The organism is uncultured Tateyamaria sp. (assembly GCF_947503385.1).
Classification (GTDB): Bacteria; Pseudomonadota; Alphaproteobacteria; order Rhodobacterales; family Rhodobacteraceae; genus Tateyamaria.
In genome coordinates, this window is sequence record NZ_CANNDO010000003.1 from 110,573 (window position 1) to 130,727 (window position 20,155).

At 61.9% G+C, this 20,155-nt stretch carries 20 protein-coding genes; 7 read left to right on the plus strand and 13 right to left on the minus strand.

Annotated features, from left to right (window positions below; genetic code table 11):
- Positions 1–10: 10 nt before the first annotated feature.
- The 6 genes from Q1A85_RS11665 to argH form a co-directional block, all read right to left on the minus strand.
- On the minus strand, positions 11–2,629 hold the full coding sequence (locus tag Q1A85_RS11665; protein WP_299689019.1) for a TIGR02302 family protein: 2,619 nt from the start codon (positions 2,627–2,629) through the stop codon (positions 11–13).
- A gap of 34 nt (positions 2,630–2,663) precedes the next feature.
- A complete protein-coding gene (lysA, locus tag Q1A85_RS11670) occupies positions 2,664–3,929 on the minus strand; it encodes a diaminopimelate decarboxylase (protein ID WP_299689022.1) in 1,266 nt (421 codons plus the stop codon).
- 39 nt (positions 3,930–3,968) lie between these two features.
- The gene (locus Q1A85_RS11675) at positions 3,969–5,135 is read right to left on the minus strand and encodes a sugar-transfer associated ATP-grasp domain-containing protein (RefSeq protein WP_299689025.1); all 1,167 of its coding nucleotides are present in this window, start codon (positions 5,133–5,135) and stop codon (positions 3,969–3,971) included.
- Positions 5,136–5,228: 93 nt separating this feature from the next.
- On the minus strand, positions 5,229–5,546 hold the full coding sequence (locus Q1A85_RS11680) for a DUF2834 domain-containing protein (RefSeq protein WP_299689027.1): 318 nt from the start codon (positions 5,544–5,546) through the stop codon (positions 5,229–5,231).
- A gap of 4 nt (positions 5,547–5,550) precedes the next feature.
- Positions 5,551–5,727 (minus strand): hypothetical protein, encoded by a 177-nt coding sequence (locus Q1A85_RS11685; RefSeq protein ID WP_299689030.1) that lies wholly within the window; start codon positions 5,725–5,727, stop codon positions 5,551–5,553.
- Entirely contained in the window at positions 5,724–7,118 is a 1,395-nt protein-coding gene (gene argH / locus Q1A85_RS11690; RefSeq protein ID WP_299689033.1) for an argininosuccinate lyase, read from the minus strand. Before argH ends, Q1A85_RS11685 begins: the two co-directional genes overlap by 4 nt.
- Before the next feature lie 24 nt (positions 7,119–7,142).
- On the opposite strand from argH, the gene Q1A85_RS11695 reads away from it, so the two are divergent.
- From Q1A85_RS11695 to Q1A85_RS11720, 6 genes are all read left to right on the plus strand, one after another.
- Entirely contained in the window at positions 7,143–7,709 is a 567-nt protein-coding gene (locus Q1A85_RS11695; RefSeq protein WP_299689036.1) for a TlpA disulfide reductase family protein, read from the plus strand.
- A gap of 79 nt (positions 7,710–7,788) precedes the next feature.
- Positions 7,789–8,004: a hypothetical protein gene (locus tag Q1A85_RS11700; RefSeq protein WP_299689039.1), complete on the plus strand. Its 216-nt coding sequence runs from the start codon at positions 7,789–7,791 to the stop codon at positions 8,002–8,004.
- A 566-nt stretch (positions 8,005–8,570) separates the two neighbouring features.
- The gene (locus Q1A85_RS11705; RefSeq protein ID WP_299689042.1) at positions 8,571–9,278 is read left to right on the plus strand and encodes a TIGR02594 family protein; all 708 of its coding nucleotides are present in this window, start codon (positions 8,571–8,573) and stop codon (positions 9,276–9,278) included.
- Between the two features lie 127 nt (positions 9,279–9,405).
- Positions 9,406–9,786, plus strand: a complete 381-nt coding sequence (locus Q1A85_RS11710; RefSeq protein ID WP_299689045.1) for a hypothetical protein — start codon at positions 9,406–9,408, stop codon at positions 9,784–9,786.
- 62 nt (positions 9,787–9,848) lie between these two features.
- On the plus strand, positions 9,849–10,238 hold the full coding sequence (locus tag Q1A85_RS11715) for a hypothetical protein (RefSeq protein WP_299689048.1): 390 nt from the start codon (positions 9,849–9,851) through the stop codon (positions 10,236–10,238).
- Entirely contained in the window at positions 10,235–11,161 is a 927-nt protein-coding gene (locus Q1A85_RS11720; protein WP_299690182.1) for a sterol desaturase family protein, read from the plus strand. The genes Q1A85_RS11715 and Q1A85_RS11720 overlap by 4 nt, the downstream gene beginning before the upstream one ends.
- Before the next feature lie 9 nt (positions 11,162–11,170).
- On the opposite strand, the gene Q1A85_RS11725 is transcribed toward Q1A85_RS11720, so the two are convergent.
- From Q1A85_RS11725 to Q1A85_RS11735, 3 genes are all read right to left on the minus strand, one after another.
- Entirely contained in the window at positions 11,171–12,235 is a 1,065-nt protein-coding gene (locus Q1A85_RS11725) for a Hint domain-containing protein (RefSeq protein WP_299689051.1), read from the minus strand.
- A gap of 147 nt (positions 12,236–12,382) precedes the next feature.
- Entirely contained in the window at positions 12,383–13,261 is an 879-nt protein-coding gene (locus Q1A85_RS11730) for a lipid A-modifier LpxR family protein (RefSeq protein WP_299689054.1), read from the minus strand.
- 173 nt (positions 13,262–13,434) lie between these two features.
- Positions 13,435–15,729, minus strand: a complete 2,295-nt coding sequence (locus tag Q1A85_RS11735; RefSeq protein ID WP_299689057.1) for an adenosylcobalamin-dependent ribonucleoside-diphosphate reductase — start codon at positions 15,727–15,729, stop codon at positions 13,435–13,437.
- 193 nt (positions 15,730–15,922) lie between these two features.
- Between Q1A85_RS11735 and Q1A85_RS11740 the strand changes: the two genes are divergently transcribed.
- The gene (locus Q1A85_RS11740; protein ID WP_299689059.1) at positions 15,923–16,354 is read left to right on the plus strand and encodes a DUF1489 domain-containing protein; all 432 of its coding nucleotides are present in this window, start codon (positions 15,923–15,925) and stop codon (positions 16,352–16,354) included.
- A gap of 267 nt (positions 16,355–16,621) precedes the next feature.
- Here the strand turns inward: Q1A85_RS11740 and Q1A85_RS11745 are convergent, their stop codons facing one another.
- From Q1A85_RS11745 to hisS, 4 genes are all read right to left on the minus strand, one after another.
- The gene (locus tag Q1A85_RS11745) at positions 16,622–16,753 is read right to left on the minus strand and encodes a hypothetical protein (protein WP_299689062.1); all 132 of its coding nucleotides are present in this window, start codon (positions 16,751–16,753) and stop codon (positions 16,622–16,624) included.
- Between the two features lie 138 nt (positions 16,754–16,891).
- Entirely contained in the window at positions 16,892–17,581 is a 690-nt protein-coding gene (gene hisG / locus Q1A85_RS11750; RefSeq protein ID WP_299689066.1) for an ATP phosphoribosyltransferase, read from the minus strand.
- A complete protein-coding gene (locus Q1A85_RS11755; RefSeq protein ID WP_299689069.1) occupies positions 17,578–18,642 on the minus strand; it encodes an ATP phosphoribosyltransferase regulatory subunit in 1,065 nt (354 codons plus the stop codon). The genes hisG and Q1A85_RS11755 overlap by 4 nt, the downstream gene beginning before the upstream one ends.
- Positions 18,639–20,111 carry a histidine--tRNA ligase gene (gene hisS / locus Q1A85_RS11760; protein WP_299689072.1) on the minus strand — a complete coding sequence of 491 codons (1,473 nt, stop codon included), beginning with the start codon at positions 20,109–20,111 and terminating at the stop codon, positions 18,639–18,641. The genes Q1A85_RS11755 and hisS overlap by 4 nt, the downstream gene beginning before the upstream one ends.
- Positions 20,112–20,155 lie beyond the last annotated feature (44 nt).

A 20,155-nucleotide genomic window follows, 5' to 3' on the forward strand; every position in this document is an offset into this window, starting at 1 on the left:
GTCCTAGTACCTAGAACCGGTCAAGCAGCCGTTTGAGGTAGTCCAGTTCCTGATCCGGCCGCTCCCCTTCACCTGCGCGGCGACGGATTTCGTCCAGCAGATCACGCGCCCGGCGATAGACATCCTCGCCCTGAAGCAGGCTTTCCTCGGTTCCGGTGCTGCCATTTGACCCCGGCTCGCGGCCCAGAGGATCCTGCGCTTCGGCGCGGCGGTCGGCTTCGCTGGTGCCTTGCCCTTGCTCGCCATTTTGCGCTTGTTGCTGCATTTGCTCACCCAGCGCGCGCATCCCTTCGCGAAGGGCTTCCATCGCCTGGCTCTGATTGTCGATGGCTTCAGCATAGTCCTGATTGCGCAGCGCCTCTTCGGCCCCGTCCATCGCGCGACCCGCCCGGTCCAGCGCATCGCGGGCGGCGTCGCCTTCGGGCGTGCCCGCACCGGGCAAGCTGCCCTGCTGGCGGCGCAGTTCGTCGCGCAGCGCCTGCTGGCGGTCGGCCAGCGCGCCGTCGCCGCCCCCCTCGCCTTCGGCCTGTTCCTGACCTTCGCTGCCGCCCTGCTGGCCGTCATCCTGTTCGCCCTGGCCTTGCTGGCCGCCCTGCTGGCTGTGTTCCTGTCCCTGACCCTGACCGCCGCTGCGGCCCTGATTGTTTTGGTTTTCACCGGCTTGGGCGTTCGGGTTGAACTGCTCTTGCAGATCGCGGAATGCCTCATCGCTGAGGCCTTGCTGTTCGCGCAGCGTCTCTGCAAGGCCTTCCATCGCCTGCTCACCCGGACTTTGCTGGCCCTCGCCGCCTTCGCCCTGGGTGACACGCATGTTTTCAAGCATTTCCTGAAGTTCACGCAGCGCTTGTTCAGCCTCGGCCATGCGGCCCTGCTCCATCAGTTCCTGAATGCGGTCCATCATGCGTTGCAGATCGTCTTGGTTCATCTGCATGGTTTCGGAGTTGCTGGGGCCGCGGTTTTCTTCGTTGGCCTCATCGTCCAGCTGCGCCTGTCGGGACAGTTGGCGCATATAATCGTCGGTGGCGCGGCGCAGTTCGCGCATCAATTCTTCGATCTCGGATTGGCTTGCGCCGTCGCGCATCGCCTGTTCCAGCCGTTCGCGGGCACGGCGCAGTCGTTCCAACGCGCTGGACAGGTCGCCTTCCTCGATGCCGAGGGCAAGATCCCAGAGGTCGCGGGCCACGTCCTCTTGCTGTTCGTCCGTCAGCCCGTAACGGGCAAGCGTTTCCAGTTTGGTGATGGCGCGGCGCAGGCGCAACTGGTCGACTTCCTTGCGAAAGACATCGTCGGGCATGAAGGCCACGGCGCGCAGCATCTGCGCCACCCGTGGCGCATTGTCCCGCGCCCACAGCAGGTCGCGGCGCTGTTCGATGATCGCGGCCGCCAGCGGATCGAAAAAGCGGCGGCCCGGCAAGACAAAGGTCTGTGGTTCGCTTTCGCCCTGCTGTTCGGCAGCATCCAGCACACTGAGCGTCATAGCCACAGGCAGGTTGGCCCACGGATGCTCGGAGAAGTCGTCGATCAGGCTTTCTTCGAACGCGGTGCGGTCGCCTGCAATGGGCATGGGCAGGGCCACGGTCAGTTCGGGACGCGGATCAGGCGCGATGGTCAGACCATGGCGGCGGTCTACCGCCGACAGATCAAGCGCAAAGCGCGCCTCGCCCGCCTCGACGCCGTAATCATCAATGCCCTGAAACGGCAGCGTCATTTCGCCCAGTGCAGACGCATCAGGGGCGCTCAAGATGCTGACCTGTGGCGCGGCATCCGGGATGACAGCCACGTCCCATGTGCGGCCACCGGGGCCGTTTATGGCGATCTCACCTGACTGGACGACCGTAAAATCCTGTTCCGGGGCGGAGGCCGGGGGCACCTCTCCGGTGCGGCCCGACACCGTTTCGGCAACAGTCAGCGCGCCCACCTCGCCATAGATGCGCAAGGTGATCAGACTGCCCACGGGCACCGCCAGCGGGCCTTCGGCAATGTCATTAAGGTAGATGGTGGGACGGCCTGTGTAGCGGGGGCTTTCGGCCCAGCCTTCCCAAACCGGACCAGAGGCAAGGCCACCGCCCGCGCCAGGTGCCATTTCTGCCACAGAACCCACGCGCCAGATCGAGCCAAAGATCAATGCCACGCCAAAGACCAGCGCCGCCAGATAGCGCAGCGCATATGGGTCGCGGCGCGACACGCGCAGATCGCCGCCCACCGCCTTGGCCTGTGCCGCGCGCTCCAGCATTCGGGCCTTGTGCGCCTTCCAGACGGCGAGTGAGGCGGGATCGGTATCGCCGGTGGCTTGGGTGTCGATGAGCGCCCGCAGCGGGCGTCCCGGCATGGTTTCATCCAGTCGCACCATCGCTTCGGCACGGCTGGGCAGGCGGAAGATCCGCAGGCCGTAGACCAAGGCGGCGGTCGCGCCGGCCACAGCCAAGACGGCAAAGCCCCAGACCAGTTCAACACCCACAAGGTCCTGCAGGCCCAGCATCAGCACGCCCAGCACCGCCAGCACGACGGCGATCAAAGGCCATAGCGCGAGGGTCAGCCGTTCACTGAGCAGCCCGGCCCATGTCAGGTTCAGCGCAAGGCGCGCCCCTTTGAGACGGTCACGCAGATCGGTCTGGGTCTGATCGGCCATATGGGTCCTCGCAGGGCGCGGCGCACCATAGCGCCTACAGCCATTCGGGGATGGTATCTCGATTTATGATTTCGTCAAAGGTCGGGCGTGGGCGGATCACTGCGTATTGATCACCTTTCACCAGAACTTCCGGAATTAGGGGCCGCGTGTTGTATTCGCTGCTCATTACCGCGCCATATGCCCCGGCAGACCGGAACGCGACAAGCTCGCCAGCAGCCACAGGCGGCATCATGCGCTGTTTGGCAAAGGTATCACCCGATTCGCAAACTGGTCCCACAATGTCGAAAGGGGCCTGTTCGGTGCCGGGTGCCGGTTCGGTAACGGGAATGATATCGTGATAGGCTTCGTACATGGCGGGACGGATCAGATCGTTCATCGCACCGTCAAGGATCAGAAAATCCCGCCCCTCGCCCGATTTGACGTAGATGACACCGCTGACCATCAGCCCGGCGTTGCCTGCGATCAGGCGGCCCGGTTCAATCTCGATCTCGCAGCCCAGATGCCCCACGGTGCGCTGGATCAGCGCGCCAAACTCCATCGGCAGCGGCGGGGCTTCGTTCGAGCGGGTGTAGGGAATGCCAAGGCCACCCCCCAGATCAAGGCGGCGAATGTCGTGCCCGTCGGCGCGCAACTGTTCAGTGAGTTCCGCCACCTTTAGATACGCCTGCTCAAACGGGCCCAGTTCGGTCAACTGGCTGCCGATATGGACGTCGATGCCGATAACGTCGAGATGCTCCATCGCGGCGGCCATCGCATATACTTCACGGGCGCGGGCGATGGGGATGCCAAATTTGTTCTCGGACTTGCCCGTTGCGATCTTGGCATGGGTTTTGGCATCCACATCCGGGTTGACACGGATGGTGATGGGCGCGGTCACGCCAACCTCGCCCGCGACACGGTTCAGCACAACCATTTCGGGTTCGGATTCGACGTTGAATTGGCGGATGCCGCCGGTCAGGGCCATGTGGATCTCTTCGGCGGTTTTGCCGACGCCGGAAAACACGATGCGGTCTCCGGGCACCCCTGCGGCCTTGGCGCGGAGGTATTCACCGCCCGACACCACGTCCATGCCCGCCCCCGCCTGCGCCAGCGTCTTGAGGATCGCTTGGTTGGAGGCCGCTTTCATCGCGTAGCACACGAGGTGATCGGTCCAGTTCAGCGCCTCGTCGAACAGGGTGAAGTGGCGCAGCAGCGTCGCGGTCGAGTAAACATAGAACGGCGTGCCAACCGCTGCCGCGATCTCAGGCAGTGGGACATCTTCGGCGTGCAACACGCCGTTTTGGTACAGAAAATGATCCATGGCCCGCGCATACCCGCGCGAAGGCCCGGGATCAATTGGTCACTTGCTCTTGAGCCGTGCAAGCTGTTTGGCCTGACGGTCAGCCACACGGTCCCACAGGGGTGCAAGGTCGGGCGACAATAGCCCCCGCCCGGCACCGATCTGATAGAGATTGTGCGACGGATTATCGTTGCATTCCAGAACCTTGGGTCCATCAGCTGTCACGGCGATGTCAAAGCCACAGATGCCGAATTCAGGGAACACCGCGTGAGCGTCGCAAGCGATGCGCAGCGTGTCGTCCCAATGCGGTATCGTGCGGCTCACGATGGGCGCGCCGGATACGGGGTGCTGCGGCATGTCCTGTTGCGCCAGACCGGTGCCCATAACGCAGCGCGTCACAGCGCCCGTCTCAAGGTCCAGATGCGCCAGCAAGCTGCCCGCCTGCCAGAAATTGTCGGACATGGCCCGCGGTGCGGGCAGTTTCCAGACCGCATAGGCCGGGGTTGGCCCGTCACCGTCATTGATGGTCACCACGCGCACGCAGCCAATGGCCGGGCCAGCGATGTGCGCCATGTCGGGATGCGGATCAAGCGCGCTTTGCAGAATGAATCCGCCGGGATAGCGGCGCATGATCTCTTCTGCGAATTCCATCACCGGTCGCGTGTCGCCATTGGCGATGTGCAACACACCGCCCGCGCACCCTGTCAGGCGCACAGACCCCTCGGACAGCGACCCGTGATGCGGTTTACCAAACAGCGGATAGCGTGCCCCGTCTTCGAGAAACGCCGCAAGGGTGGCCGCATCACGCAACACGCGCATCTGGCCTGCGCACCGGTGCGTGCTGACAAGGGCCTGGGTCCGGGCGGTTGCGATGCCCAGTTGTTCCAGCAATTGGGTATACAGCAGCTTATTGCCCACAAAGGCCCGTGTCGGCACCGCTGCGGGCGGGTTCATACGGGCGTTGATCGCATTGATACCCTTTTGCCCAACAAAAGCACGTTTGGCCGCGCGTGGCATGTCAGGATCAAACAGCCCAAGACTGTAATACTCGTTCGAGCCTAGCTTTTGGGCGCCGCCCCGCATCGACCAACTTTCGCGCAGCTGGCGCAACGGGCTGACCCCGTATTGTTTCGCCACCTGCACGATCACCGGTGTGTTTGCCGATGTGGCCGCCTCTGGCCCGTCCAACAATGCGCCTTTTGGCGCGTCCATGCTCGTATCGGTCATTGCCTGTCGCCTTGCCTGTCTTCACGTTGGGATCAGCGTAAGTGGCGATTTTGGCAACAATGGGGCGTGATTGTTTCCGTTTTTCGGAAAAATCTAAGTCACCGGCCGCGAGCGCAGGAACAGATAGAGCGGCAAGCCGCAACTGACGCCAATACAGAACGTGGCGGGGATCGCCACAAGGGCAAGCCAGTTCCGCCGCGTGGCCACCTCGGCGATGATCCAGACCGTAAGGGCGACAGCGGCGACGGTCAGATCCCAAACCAGCCCGCTGGTGGCATCGTTCACATGCCACGCATCAACCATGGCCGACAGGCTGTATCCATTTTCGTTGAACCACCGGATGAAATAAAACATCGGGTGGATGGAGCCCCATATGGCAAGGCCCAGATAGAGTGCGCGCAGCGGGCTCATATCCTCAGAACAGACTGACGCCGATACGCAGCGGCCCGCTGCTGACACCGATGGTGCCACCGGCGTGGACGCCACCAGACCCGATGCCAATACCGATGCTGGCGTCGGGCTGCACAGGTTCGCCATCCGCGCCACATGCAGCCAGCGCCAAGAACGACAGGAGGGCAACAGCTCGGATCATCTTGACAACACCTCTTTCCAGCGGGCGACCTGCGCGCGCACCTGAACGGGCGCAGTACCCCCGTAAGATGTACGCGAATTCACCGAATTTTCCACGCCCAAAACGTCGAACACCTCTGCGGTGATGCCGTCATACGCGGTTTTCATCTGCTCAAGCGTGAGGTCAGGCAAGTCCTTGCCCTCGGATTCCGCCAGCGCTACAAGCGCGCCTGTGATGTGATGCGCGTCGCGAAATGGCAGGCCCAGCACGCGCACCAGCCAGTCGGCCAAATCGGTCGCCGTGGAAAAGCCGGAGCCTGCGGCAGCGGCAAGGCTGTCGCGGTTGGCGGTCATGTCGCGCACCATCCCGTCCATCGCGGCCAGCGCCAGCATCCAGTTGTCGGCGGCGTCAAAGACCTGTTCCTTGTCCTCTTGCATGTCCTTGGAATAGGCCAACGGCAGCCCCTTCATCACCATCATCAAGGCGGTGTTCGCACCAAAAATACGCCCGACCTTGGCGCGGATCAGTTCGGCTGCATCCGGGTTTTTCTTTTGCGGCATAATGGAAGAGCCGGTGGAGAACCGGTCACTCAGCGTGACAAAGCGGAATTGGGCCGACGACCAGATCACCAGTTCTTCGGCAAAACGGCTGAGATGCATGGCGCAGATGCTGGCCACATTCAGGAATTCGAGGGCAAAGTCGCGGTCACTGACCGCATCAAGTGAATTGGCAGCGGGCCGGTCAAAACCCAACGCCTCTGCCGTCATCTGCCGGTCGATGGGAAAGGACGTGCCGGCAAGCGCCGCTGCCCCAAGGGGCGACTCGTTCATCCGCGCGCGCGCATCCCGCACCCGAGACAGATCGCGGCCAAACATCTCCACATAGGCCATCATGTGGTGACCCCATGTGACCGGCTGCGCGGTTTGCAGGTGGGTAAAGCCGGGCATGACCCAATCGGCCCCCGCCTCTGCCTGATCCAGCAGTGCCGCGATCAGCGACACCAGCGCGCCATCCGCCGCGTCCAATTGGTCCCGCACCCACAGTTTGAAATCCGTTGCCACCTGATCGTTGCGCGAACGACCCGTGTGCAGACGGCCCGCCGGTTCACCAATCAGCTCCTTCAGCCGCGCCTCCACATTCATGTGAATGTCCTCAAGCGCGGTGGAAAAGGCAAAGGTGCCGCCTTCGATCTCTGACAAGACTGTGAGCAGCCCTTCCCGGATCGACTTAACATCCTTATCACTCAGGATGCCCGTGGCGCCCAACATGGCGGCGTGGGCGCGCGAACCCGCGATATCCTGGGACGCCATGCGCTGGTCAAATCCGATCGAGGCATTAATTGCCTCCATGATCGCATCGGGCCCTGCCGCGAAACGGCCGCCCCACATGGTATTTGCGGTTTTGTCGGTCATGCGCACGCCCCTGAGGAAGAGTTTATGAAGAAAACGATTGCTGCCGCCGTCTACATGGCCCTGAGCTTGGGCGCAATTCCTGCGCTTGCGGACGTCGATGCCGCCATGGCCGCCCGCGAGGGCGACATGAAAAAGCTGGTGTTCCATACCACGCCCGAAGCGGTGTCGAGCGCCAGCTATGATCTCGCTGATGGTGCCGGCGAAGGCCGCCTGTCGGACTATGCGGGCAAGTATATTCTGGTGAATTTTTGGGCCACATGGTGCGCGCCCTGCCGCCATGAGATGCCGATGCTGGCGGAGTTGCAGACGGAACTGGGCGGCGACACATTCGAGGTCGTCACCATCGCCACGGGCCGCAACAACCCGGTCGCAATCGTCAAATTTTTTGACGAAATCGGCGTCGACAACCTGCCCCGTCACCAAGACCCAAAACAGAAGCTTGCGGCACAGATGGGCATTTTCGGCCTGCCAATCACCGTGTTGATCGACCAAGAGGGGCGCGAAATCGCACGTCTGCGTGGCGATGCGGACTGGTCCAGTGACAGCGCCAAGGCGGTGATCACCGCTCTGATCGGTGACGGGGACAGCTAAAGCGCACCACACCGGAATTGACTGCAATCATGGCGCGCAATAGCGTCATCCCGGAAAACCGAGATATGTGGGGCACTGCATGTCCAAACTGGGTCTTTTGATTGCTTTCGTCTCGGCTTTGGCTGCAACGGCTGCGGTGTCAGACGCCGTGATCTTGCAGAAAACCGGTCGACAGATTCAAGTGGTCAGCGCGCAGGACATTGGACGCAAAAGCAGGAAAGAATTCCGCCAATGGCGCAAGAACCCGAACTATTTTGGCGCCATCATTTTTAATTCCCTTCAAGACCGTGCCTAGGGGTCCGTCAAGGGTATGCACACTCTGCAACAGGCACGCAGCGACGCCATGACGCTGTGCCGGGGGCGCTCGTCACAACCCGATGCCTGTTTCGAATACGCCTATTCACTGCCACGGGACTATGACCCGAAAAGGACGGGCACGACGATCGGTCAGGGCGCATAAAAGTCGTTTCAAGGGCCGTTCACGAAACGGCGAAAAACGGGACCGCTCGGTGCTTTCGCGATCGACGACAGCTCCAGCTTTGGGTGGTCCATCAACTAATCCAACCCGGCATCGGCGCAGGAACAGGCTTTGCTGGAATGTCAGACCGGCGCAGCCAAAACCCGCGCCAGTGCATCGGAATCGACCCGCAAGATCCTCGAACTGGATAAACGCCTGAAGTGCCGTATTGTCCACGTCTCGCAACGCTGATCCGCACACTGATAGCGCCAAAGATGGATCAGATCCGGTCCTTGCAGACGCACGACGCGCAGCCATCGCACCGAAGCCACCAGTAAAAGTAGTAATCAAACCGCGTCTTTTTTGCTAAAGTTCCTTCTTATTACACAGAAAGGAATTTTGTTATGAGCGTACGCGCAATTCAAACGGCATTGAGAGACAAGGGATTTGACCCCGGCCCGATTGACGGAGCCATGGGCCCTATGACGCGAGCCGCGATCCGGGCATTTCAGCAAAGCGCAGGCCTGACCGTTGACAGCATCGTCGGGCCGAACACCCGCGCGGCCCTGTTCGGCGAAAGCGCCCGCGCGCCCCAGGCCGACACCTCGATCCCATCCGAGATGACATGGCTGTCCGAAGCCGCGCGCCTGATCGGCGTGCGCGAAAACACGGCTCCGGGGCAAAGCAACGCGGTGATCGACGATTGGGCGGACACGCTGGACATCGGATTTGCCAGTGACGAGGTGCCGTGGTGCGGCCTGTTTGTCGCCCATTGCATGACCACCGGCGTGCCCGAAGACCCTCTGCCCAGCAACCCGTTGGGCGCACGCAAATGGGGCAGCTATGGCCGCGAAGCCCTGCCACAACTCGGCTCCGTTCTGGTGTTCTGGCGTACCAGCCCCGACAGTTGGAAAGGCCATGTCGGGTTCTACTGGGCAGAGGACGATACCCATTACCATTGCCTTGGAGGCAATCAATCGAACGCCGTCAACATCAAAAGGATGCCGAAAACCCGCCTGTTACAGGCGCGCTGGCCGCAATCTCGCCCTGAAACGGGGCTTGTCCGCCACGCCTCACCCAATGGCGTGCTGATCAGCGTGACCGAACAGTAGCGCGCCGCGCCCTTGTGGCCCAAGCCGGTCGCAAGGGTCCGATGCGGGAGGTGTTCCTTTACTCCGTCGCCAAAATCACAAAAGGTTTCTCATGCCCATATGGTACCGCCCCCTTCCGGGCAGAGAGATGTTTCACGTGGTCTACTCCGGTGTCATCGGATTGCAGGATGTGCTCGGGTTTTTTGACCAGTTCGAGATGGACTTTCTCAGCGCGCCCAACCACCACGAGCTGTGCGACGCACGGCAAGTCGAGGACGTGACGATCACTCCGCAGGAACTGGACGCGGTCCTGAGCCTTGTTGTCGGCATCTATCGCCGCAATGACTGCCGCAAAAAGATCGCTTTTGTCGCCGCGGATGGCAGTGCAAAGGTGACGATGGACGCCGTCGTGCGGCGGCTTGCCGTCGATCTGCCGTCGGTCCAGTGCGCCCGTTTTGACACCAGCGCCCCGGCGTTGGACTTTATTGGCCTGCCCACGAATTTCGCGATGCGACGGGCCCTGCATTGACGCAACGCCACGCTTGACCAACGCGCGCCGCTTCGCTGCTATGGCCGTGGGGAGGGTCCTGCGTGCCGCTGCACATTCTGCTCATTCTGGTGATTGGTGGGATCGCAGGCATTGCGCTTGCGCTGCATCTGCTGGGCCTGACCAAAGCGCCGCCGCTGACCCAAGCCAGCGCGCGCAGCGCATGGCTGCGTGCGTTTCCAGATGACCGGGTTGACCGCACGGATGTCACAAGCGACGGGCGCGCTGCGCGCGTGGAAACGGATAACGGGCGCGGCGTGGTCTGGCAGATGGGTGCCGATACCTGCGCGCGGCGTCTGCACGGCATAGAAGAGGCGCATGTGCGCCGGGGCCGCGTGACATTGTACCTCAAGGATTACGCCGCACCGCGCGTCACCGTGACCTTGACCCAAGATGAACAGGCCGAATGGGCAGACTGGATGGCGCGCATATGATGAGCGATTTGACATATCCCGACGTGGTGCAGTGGGCCGTGCCGCTGTTTATCGCCGCGATTGCGGTGGAACTGGCTTGGATCGTGATCAAGGGGTGCGGCGGGCGGTACGAGACGCGCGACGCGGTGACGTCGTTGATCATGGGGGCGGGCAATGTGGCGTCCGGTATCCTGCTGGGCTTTGTCGCGTGGGGCTTTTTCATGGTGCTGTGGGCCATCACGCCGCTCAATCTTGGCACCAGCGTTTGGGTTGTGCTGCTCTGTTTCGTGCTGGATGACCTGCGCTACTACTGGGTGCACCGGTTCGGGCACCGCATCCGCTGGGTCTGGGCGTCCCATGTGAACCATCACTCGTCGCAGCACTACAACCTGACCACCGCCTTGCGCCAGACATGGACAGGCACGTTCACCTTTATGATGATCGTGCGGGCGCCGCTGATCCTGCTGGGCTTTCATCCGGCGATGGTGTTGTTCGTGGGCGGGCTCAACCTGATTTACCAGTTCTGGATTCACACCGAAGCCATCGGGCGGATGCCCCGCTGGTTTGAGGCGGTGATGAATACGCCCAGTCACCACCGGGTGCATCACGGGCGCAATCCCCGCTATCTCGACGCCAATTATGCCGGGGTGTTCATCATCTGGGACAAGATGTTCGGCACCTTCGTCCCCGAATTGGAGGAAGAGCGGCCCGATTACGGGCTGGTGCAGAACCTTGGCACCTTCAACCCGATCCGGGTTGCGTTTCACGAATGGGTCGGCATCTTTCGCGACATCGCCCAACCGGGTCTGACGTGGCGTGAACGGGTGATGTATGCCGTTGCCCCGCCGGGTTGGAGCCATGACGGAACGCGCGACACCTCCGCCACGATCAAGGCAAAACATCTGGCGCGACATCCAGAGGATGCAGGCACACCCGGCTTCTAAGCAGCGCGCCTATGCCGCGTGGCGCAGGATCGCCGCCTCGCTGGCACTGAGGTTGCGCCGCGCATATGCACCATAGCGGTGCGGATCGTATTCAAGATCGGGAAACTGCGCCACCAGGCGAGCCCGGTCACCGTCATCCAACGTGCTGAGTGCGGTATTGGCGGGATGAAAACTTTCGGTCTCGACACCGTTTGCCCAGATCACCTGATGCTGGGGCAAAAGCATGTGGATATAGGTCACTTCGCGCACCTTGACGTCCACTGTCACGGTCGAGCCGTTCACCAGATCCTTGGCCGCCACCAGTATCTCGGGCGTGTTGAACAGGGCCTGCGCGACGTCGCCCTTGATCAGCATCCGGTGTTCGGGTGAGACCAGCAATTCCTGATCCGGTCGATCCGAACCCAATGCACCCGCATGGAACCGCACAGGCCGCAGGCGTGGCATCGCAAACAGGCGCGCACCCGTCATTCGGCGCTTGCCCACCCACAAAATGTCCTGCGCGCCGCTGTCCTTGGTCAGGACGCTGTCGCCTTCGCCCAGTTCTTCGACCAGACGGGGGCCATCTGGTGTGTCGATCCGCGTACCGGGGGTGAAACATATCACACCGCCCGCATTGTCGCCGGTCTGGTCACCGGGCTGCGTGTTCAACGTGTGGTGGACGACCCATAATTCCTGATCCCGGGGCGGGATATCGTCAAGGAACATCAAAAGCGGCTGCGCACCGCGCCCCACTTCGATCAAGGTCACTGTGTAGCTCTTGGCGCCATCGGTGACCACGAAACTGCTATCGAGGTCGCGCGCATCATCGGTGTCTGTCACCGCTTCGATGGGCTTGTGCTCAAGAGCGGCACCCACCAAACGTTCCACCATACGCGCTGCGCGGCGCCGCATTGCCTCAGATCCATCCGCCCCATCGAGGCGCAACACAGTTTGTGGTCCATCCACGCGCAACGCGTCCCCACGCCACGCCCAGGCTGCACCTACGGTCAACGACTGCACCGGTGCGGCCTCAAGACCATCCACTTGTGTTTGCGACCAGGAGATGACGAACGTGCCACGAAAGCCCGTCTTCATTGCCTGTATGCCTGCCTTTAGTTTTTTATTATCTCAACGGTAGCAAAAACCCGCCGATCTCTAAAGGGTGGATTCGGATAAGATTCCAATGTGTTGTGATGATTCGTTGAGGTGATGCGCGAATGCATCACTTGGCGATGCCAATCGTCAGAAGCCCAACCGCACTTTGATCGAGCCGACAAACTGCCCCTCGTCCTGCCCTTCGAATTCTTCTCCGAGGTAGGTGATGCCAGCAAAACTCGACAATCCGCTTTCGCCTTGCCACATCACACCCACCCGCACACGTTCGCGGGTGTTGTCCAGCGCGGGCCCCTGATCGTCGGGTAAAAACACGCTGCTGTCCACATAGGCAAAGTCGGCACCCACGGTAAAGCTATAGCCCGTCCAGTCCTGCGTGATGACCCTGTAGCGTTGACCAGCCACCGGATCACGCACCAAAAGCTCGCCCTGCCCCAGACTGCCAAAGGTCCAGTCAAACCCCACCCGCGCCAACGTCTCCACACCCGCACGTCCTTCGACAAAGGGCCGCAAGGTGGACTGCGCGCCCATACGGATGGGCCGGCCCATCTCGACCACAAGGGTCGGACGGATGGCATTGCCAATCTGCGCGTCCAGCACCCGATCCGAAGGTTCTGAGACGTTCAAGAGGTCATGTAACTCGGTCTGGAAACTGTCGAGCCCGGTTTGTGGACCCACAAACACCAGATCACCGCCAATCGCGTATTCCATGGCACCGCGCTGCATATGCGTGTGCAGACCCAGCGACAGCGCCCCGGCATAATGGCGATCACCCGGCGCCGGAAACCGCAGATTTTCAGGTGTTATGATCTCGCCATTGAACCGCAACTCCAACAGATCGCCAAAACCAGACGGTGCCGCACCCGTCCATGTCGGCCCCCACACCCGCGAACTGGCATAGGACCCGGTGCGCCAGCGATCCGCCGCGCCATCCACAATGTCGTTGGTAAGCAGATTGCCAAAGCCCAGTTTGGTGCGCCCGGCGGCGTCTGCGGCCGGGACGCTCATCACAAAAAGGGCTAAGCCCGCAAGGGTCGCACGAAGCATGGACCAAAATCCCCAGTCTGCGCCCCCCCGAGCCAGACCGTGCTACTGTTGCAGGCGTGACTTGCCTAGTGCCTGTTGGCAACACTTGCGTTTTCTTCGATGCCCGTCCGCTGGTTTGCGTGGGTCAGGCCACCTCAGCCACATTTCGAATAGCCGCAAGACGCGCAGGTCATGCAACCTTCGATCATCCGCATCTCAAAGCTGCCGCAACTGGAACAGGCTTTGCCCTTTGGCGCATCAAGCCCCACCACCTGCGCCTGCGGATCGGTCTTCAATCCCATGCCCTCGCCTTCGATGAACCCTGTGGCCACCATATGCTGCTCGATCACACCACCGATGGCCGCAAGGATCGAGGGAATGTACTTGCCCTGCATCCACGCACCGCCGCGCGGGTCGAACACCGCCTTTAACTCCTCCACGACAAAGCTCACGTCGCCACCGCGCCGGAACACTGCCGAAATCATCCGGGTCAGCGCCACGGTCCACGCAAAGTGCTCCATGTTCTTGGAATTGATGAACACCTCGAACGGGCGCCGGTGCCCACCGATCACCAGATCATTGATGGTGATATAAAGCGCATGTTCGCTGTCGGGCCATTTCACTTTATACGTATTGCCCTCAAGGGCACTTGGTCGGTCCAGCGGTTCCGCCATATAGATCACATCGCCATGGGGCTGCAGCGGCTCTGCATCATCCGTGGCCACGACATCCCGCGCACCTGCGTCCTTCTTCTCTTCTGAAATACTCAAAACACTGCCCGTGACGTCATTGGGCCGGTAGGTCGTGCAGCCTTTGCACCCCTGATCCCACGCCGCCATATAGACGTCCTTGAAATCGTCAAAGCTGATGTCCTCGGGACAGTTGATCGTTTTGGAGATCGAAGAGTCGACCCATTTCTGCGCCGCCGCCTGCATCTTCACATGCTCGATCGGGGCCAGTGTCTGCGCGTTCACGAAATAGTCGGGCAGGTCCGCGTCACCAAACATCTCGCGCCACATCTGTACGGCGTAATCTTCGACCTCTTCCTCGGTACGCGTGCCATCCTTTTGCAGCACCTTGCGGGTGTAAGAATAGGCAAAGACGGGCTCGATCCCCGAACTGACGTTCCCCGCATAAAGCGAGATCGTGCCCGTGGGCGCGATGGACGTCAGCAAGGCGTTACGGATGCCATGTTCCGCCACCGCGTCCCGCACGTCCGCATCCATCGCCTGCATCGCGCCTGACTTCAGGAACCCCTCCGCATCAAAGAGTGGAAAGGCGCCCTTTTCGGTCGCCAATTGCACCGACGCCAGATACGCGGCGCGGGCGATCGCTTTCAGCCAGTGCTCCGTCTGACGCGCCGCCTCGTCGGATCCATAGCGCAGACCGACCATCAACAGCGCATCGGCCAGCCCCGTTACCCCAAGGCCGATGCGCCGCTTGGCCTGCGCCTCGCGCGCCTGCGCCTCCAGCGGGAATTTCGAGGCATCAACCACGTTGTCCATCATCCGCACTGCCGTGCCCACCAGATCGGCCAGTCCCGCTTCGTCCAGTTGCGCCGCAGCGTCAAGAGGGTCGCGGACCAACCGCGCGAGGTTGATCGACCCCAACAGGCACGCGCCATAGGGCGGCAGGGGCTGTTCGCCACAGGGGTTGGTGGCGGCAATCGTCTCGCAATAGTTCAGGTTGTTGGCCGCGTTGATCCTGTCGATAAAGATCACCCCCGGCTCGGCATAATCATAAGTCGACCGCATGATCGCGTTCCACAGGTCCCGCGCCTGCACGGTCTTGTAGACCGTGTCGCCAAACACCAAATCCCACGACCCGTCCGCCTTGACCGCGTCCATGAACGCATCCGTGACCAGCACGGACACGTTGAACATGCGCAGCCGTGCGGCATCCGACTTGGCGGTGATGAACTCTTCGATATCGGGATGGTCACAGCGCATCGTGGCCATCATCGCGCCACGGCGGCTGCCTGCGGACATGATCGTGCGGCACATCGCGTCCCACACGTCCATAAAGGACAATGGCCCCGACGCATCCGCCGCCACACCGCTGACCGCAGCCCCCTTGGGCCGGATGGTCGAGAAGTCATAGCCGATGCCGCCGCCCTGCTGCATGGTCAGCGCGGCCTCCTTGAGCATGTCGAAAATGCCACCCATGCTGTCCGGGATCGTCCCCATGACAAAGCAATTGAACAACGTCACCGACCGCGCCGTGCCAGCGCCTGCTGTGATCCGGCCGGCGGGCAGGAATTTGAAATCCTCAAGCGCCGCATAGAACGTGTCTTCCCACTCCGCCGGGTCTGCCTCAACCGACGCCAGATCGCGCGCGATGCGCCGCCACGTATCCTCGACCGTGCCGTCAATGGGTGTGCCATCGGCCTCCTTGAAGCGATACTTCATGTCCCAGATCTGTTCGGCAATCGGCGCGGCAAAGCGTGTCATCAGAGCATCCCCATGAGAGCCGCCGATTCTGTCGGCAGCTGTGCAGGCGAACAAGCTACCATTTCTGACGCAAACCACAACTGATAGATGCACTTGACCCCGCGCCTACCAAATCTAGCGGCAGCGAAAGCACAATAGGTTGCAGCTTTTGCACGCCGCGCTACAATATTTGGTGTGGACAAGAGGTGAGTCTGTGGAAAAAACCGTCAATCTGATCAAACTCAGCGTCGGCAGCGACAGCTACGACGACCTTGTGGCGTGGCAATCGACCAAGCGGGCGCAGACGGCGGACGGCTATCCCCGCCATGTGACCCGGATGTGGCCCAAGCGCGAAGCCGAGATACTGAACGGCGGTTCCATCTACTGGATCGTCAAAGGCGTCGTGACCTGCCGCCAGCGCGTGATCCGTCTGGACGAAGTGATTGGCGATGACGGCATCCGGCGCTGCGCCATTGTCTCTGATCCCGAACTGGTCCGGGTGCAAGGCGCGCTCAAGCGCCCGTTTCAGGGCTGGCGCTACCTCAACACCGAAGACAGCCCGCCCGACCTGCCCAAGGGCCGCGCGCTCGAAGAGCCGCTTCCCGTCGAACTGAACCGCGCTTTGGCGGAAATCGGTGTTCTCTGAACCCGCCTGTGTTTCCGCCACCTGCCGGGGACAGTCATCTCCATCACACCAGCCGCGCGATGCGTTGACCTGTGCATTGGCATCGCGATCCCAATCCTCGCATCCGGATATGGTCAACGGGTTCTTGATGGTGGTGTCATGGCCAGTGACGGACCACAAAAACACTGCATGATCCCCCGCCGCGCGCACCCGGTCGTATGTGAGTGTCAGGTCAGGCACTTCGGCATAGAAGCCGGTCGCCATCTCGGCCACCTTGGCGCGACCATTTCACGGCTCGCCCCGGTTGAGGACGATCACGTCATCCGCGACACAAAACGATGCCACAGCCTCCGGTGATTTGGAATTCCAAGCTGCTGTGTAACGCGCCGCTATTTGGGTCAGTTCGGCGTGCGTGGCCATCAAAGTACCCCTTTGGAAAAATGCGCATGTCGCCACGCTGCGCAGCTCCCCATGTTGCTGTCCATCGTTTCACGTCGATCTTGGGGGCGGTGCATCACGCACATCGCGCGCCACAACAGGCGCGCGCAGGCCAATTGTTCAGCCCAGCCGCGCCTTTAGCGCGCGCAGTGCCGCGCGCTCTGCATCATCCACCGGCGCCGTGCGGCTGCGCCACAACGTGGCCTGGCTTGCAAGGATCAGACCGTCCGTCAGGATCTTGAGGTGGTTGGCGCGCAGGGTTTCACCGCTTGAGGTGATGTCGGCAATCGCCTCCGCCGTCTCGTTCAGCACGGTGCCTTCGGTCGCCCCCTGGCTGTCCACGATGGCATAATCCGCAACACCCGCATCCCGCAGGAAATCGCGCACAAGCCGGTGGTACTTGGTCGCGATGCGCAGCCGAAAACCGTGGGCAGCCCGAAATGCCGCGGCGGCAGCATCAAGGTCATCTGTTACGTCCACGTCGATCCAGCCCTGCGGCACGGCCAACACCAGATCGGCATGGCCAAACCCCATCTCTTCCAGCGGTTCGACCTGCTGTTCCCACAAGGGCAGCTTTTCCTGCACGAGATCAGTGCCGGTCACGCCAAGGTGGATGCGCCCGGCGGCCAGTTCGCGGGGAATTTCGCTGGCGGACAGCAGGACAAGAGACGTGTTTTCAATACCCTCGACCGCACCCGCATATTCACGGTCGGACCCCGTGCGGCTTAGCGTAATGCCCCGCTTGGCAAACCAGTCAAAGGTTTTGTCCATAAGCCGCCCCTTGGACGGCACGCCCAGTTTCAGCGTCATGTCGCCTCCTCCAGCGCGACAACGAGACCGGGGCGGATCACGCCGCCGACCGCCGGAACCCCGTCGGCCCCACCCAAACGGCGGGTCAGCGCATCATAGCGCCCGCCCGAGACAACAGGCGGCAAATCGGGTCGCGATGTGGCGTAAAACCCAAAGACAAAACCGTCGTAATACTCCATCGATGTGCGCCCAAAGCTCGCCTCGAATTCCAGCGATGCCACATCCACACCTCGTTCGGCCAAAGCGTCCGTGCGCGCACGCAGGCGCGCAACCGCCACCCCGATGGACGGCAAATCAGCCGCAAGGTTCTGTAACTGCTGCAACGCAAAGGGCAGCGTTTCGCGCACGTTCAGCAGCGCATCAAGCCCTTCCATTTCGCCCGCGCTTATGGGGGGTTGGGCGGCATCTTCGTGCAAGGCCGCGATGCGTGCGTCGATCTCTGCCTGACTGCGCAATCCGGTCAGCGGACCGGTTGCCGCAACCTCTCCGGCGAGCAGAGCCTTGCGGCTGGCCGGTGCCGCCGTGCGTCCCCCGAACCGGTCGAGCAAGGCGCGAAAACGCCGTGGACGCCAGATATGCCGCCGGAGGGCGGCCTTGCGCCTGTCCGACGTCTGCAACCCATCCACTGCCGCCATAAGAATGCCGATGTCACCCGTCGCGGCCCGTACCGGCAAATGTGTCACCGTGTCGGCCAAAGTGGCAAACACCTCGGCATCCGCAGCCGCAGGATCGGCGGCGTCAAACACCTCGTATCCCACTTGCAGGTACTCATTGTCGCGCTCAGGGTCGTCTTCCTGCTTGCGGAACACCTCGCCCGCATAGGTGTAGCGCGCAGGGGCCGTGCCGTCGGCCAGATGCATCTGAACGACGGGCACCGTAAAATCCGGGCGCAGCATCTGTTCGCCCCGCAGCGCGTCCGCCGTGATATAGGCCCGTCCCCGGATGTCCTCACCATAGAGGTCCAAGAGCACATCCGCCTGCAAAAGCACAGGCGGTTCAACCACCCGCGCCCCCATCCCCGCAAATCGGTCACGCAGCGCCAGCGCGCGGGCACGTATCATGGGGTCAGTATCTCGCGCAGCTTGGCCACCATCTGATCGCGGGGCACTTCGAACTGGCTTGGGTTTTCGGCCCATTCCTCATGTGTGGCGGTCTCTGCGATTTTAGAGCCGAGGACCAGATCCTTGATCTGAACGACGCCGCGCCCGCGCTCTTCGGCGCCCACGATGATCGCTGCGGGGCTGCCCCGTTTGTCCGCGTATTTCAACTGGTTGCCAAAGTTTTTGGGATTGCCAAGGTAGACTTCGGCCCGGATGCCCGCATTGCGCAGTTCCGCCACGATAGACTGGTAATCGGCCATCTGGTCCCGGTCCATAACGGTGACGACCACCGGCCCATGACTGTCCGTTCCAACACGACCCGTGGCGCGCAGCGCGGCCAATAAGCGGTCGACGCCAATGGACACACCCGTTGCAGGAACCTCTTGTCCGGTGAACCGCTTGACCAGATCGTCGTACCGCCCGCCGCCTGCGACCGACCCAAAGTTGCGCGGACGACCCTTTTCGTCGGTGACTTCGAAGGTCAACTCCGCCTCGTAGACCGGACCGGTGTAATATCCCAGACCGCGCACAACGGACGGGTCGATGATGATCCGGTCTGGTCCGTACCCTTGGGAGGACAGCAGCGCCTCGATGTCCTGAAGTTCAGCGACACCTTTTTGGCCGATCTCCGACCCCTCGACGAGAGTCATCAGACGCGCCACCGTGCCAGCATTGTCGTCCTCCCGTGCGTCCATGAACCTCATTATGATGTCTGCCCTGTCATCGGACAGACCTGCACCATCGGTGAAATCCCCGCTGTCGTCCTTGCGCCCGGCCCCCAACAACGCGCGCACACCTTCGGGCCCCAGCCGGTCGAGCTTGTCGATGGCCCGCAGCACGATGCCCCGGGCGGCAGCCCTGTCGTCACCTGCCAGACCCGCAACCTCCATCACGCCGTTCAGAACCTTGCGGTTGTTGATCCGGATGACATAGTCGCCGCGCGGAATGCCGACCTCTTCGAGGCAATCGCTCAGCATTGCGCAAATCTCAGCGTCCGCCGCCATTGAGGCCGAGCCAACAGTATCCGCATCACATTGATAAAACTGCCGAAACCGGCCCGGGCCGGGCTTTTCATTGCGCCACACCGGACCCATCGTGAAACGGCGGTAGGGGCTCGGCAGATCGTTGCGGTGCTGTGCATAGACCCGCGCCAAAGGGGCGGTCATATCATAGCGGAGGGCAAGCCAGTCATCGTCCTCCTGCCAAGCGAACACACCTTCGTTCGGACGATCCACATCGGGCAGGAACTTGCCCAACGCCTCGACCGTCTCCACCGCACTGCTTTCCAGCGCATCAAAACCGTAACGATGGTAGACCCCGGCAATCTTTTGCAGCATTTCGGCGCGTTCGGTCACGTCCGAGCCGAAATAGTCGCGGAACCCCTTGGGCGTCTGCGCCTTGGGGCGGGGGGTCTTCTTGGGCTTGGCCATGCCTGCCACTCCATCTGCGGTACGGGCGCGTCACTAGCCCAGCC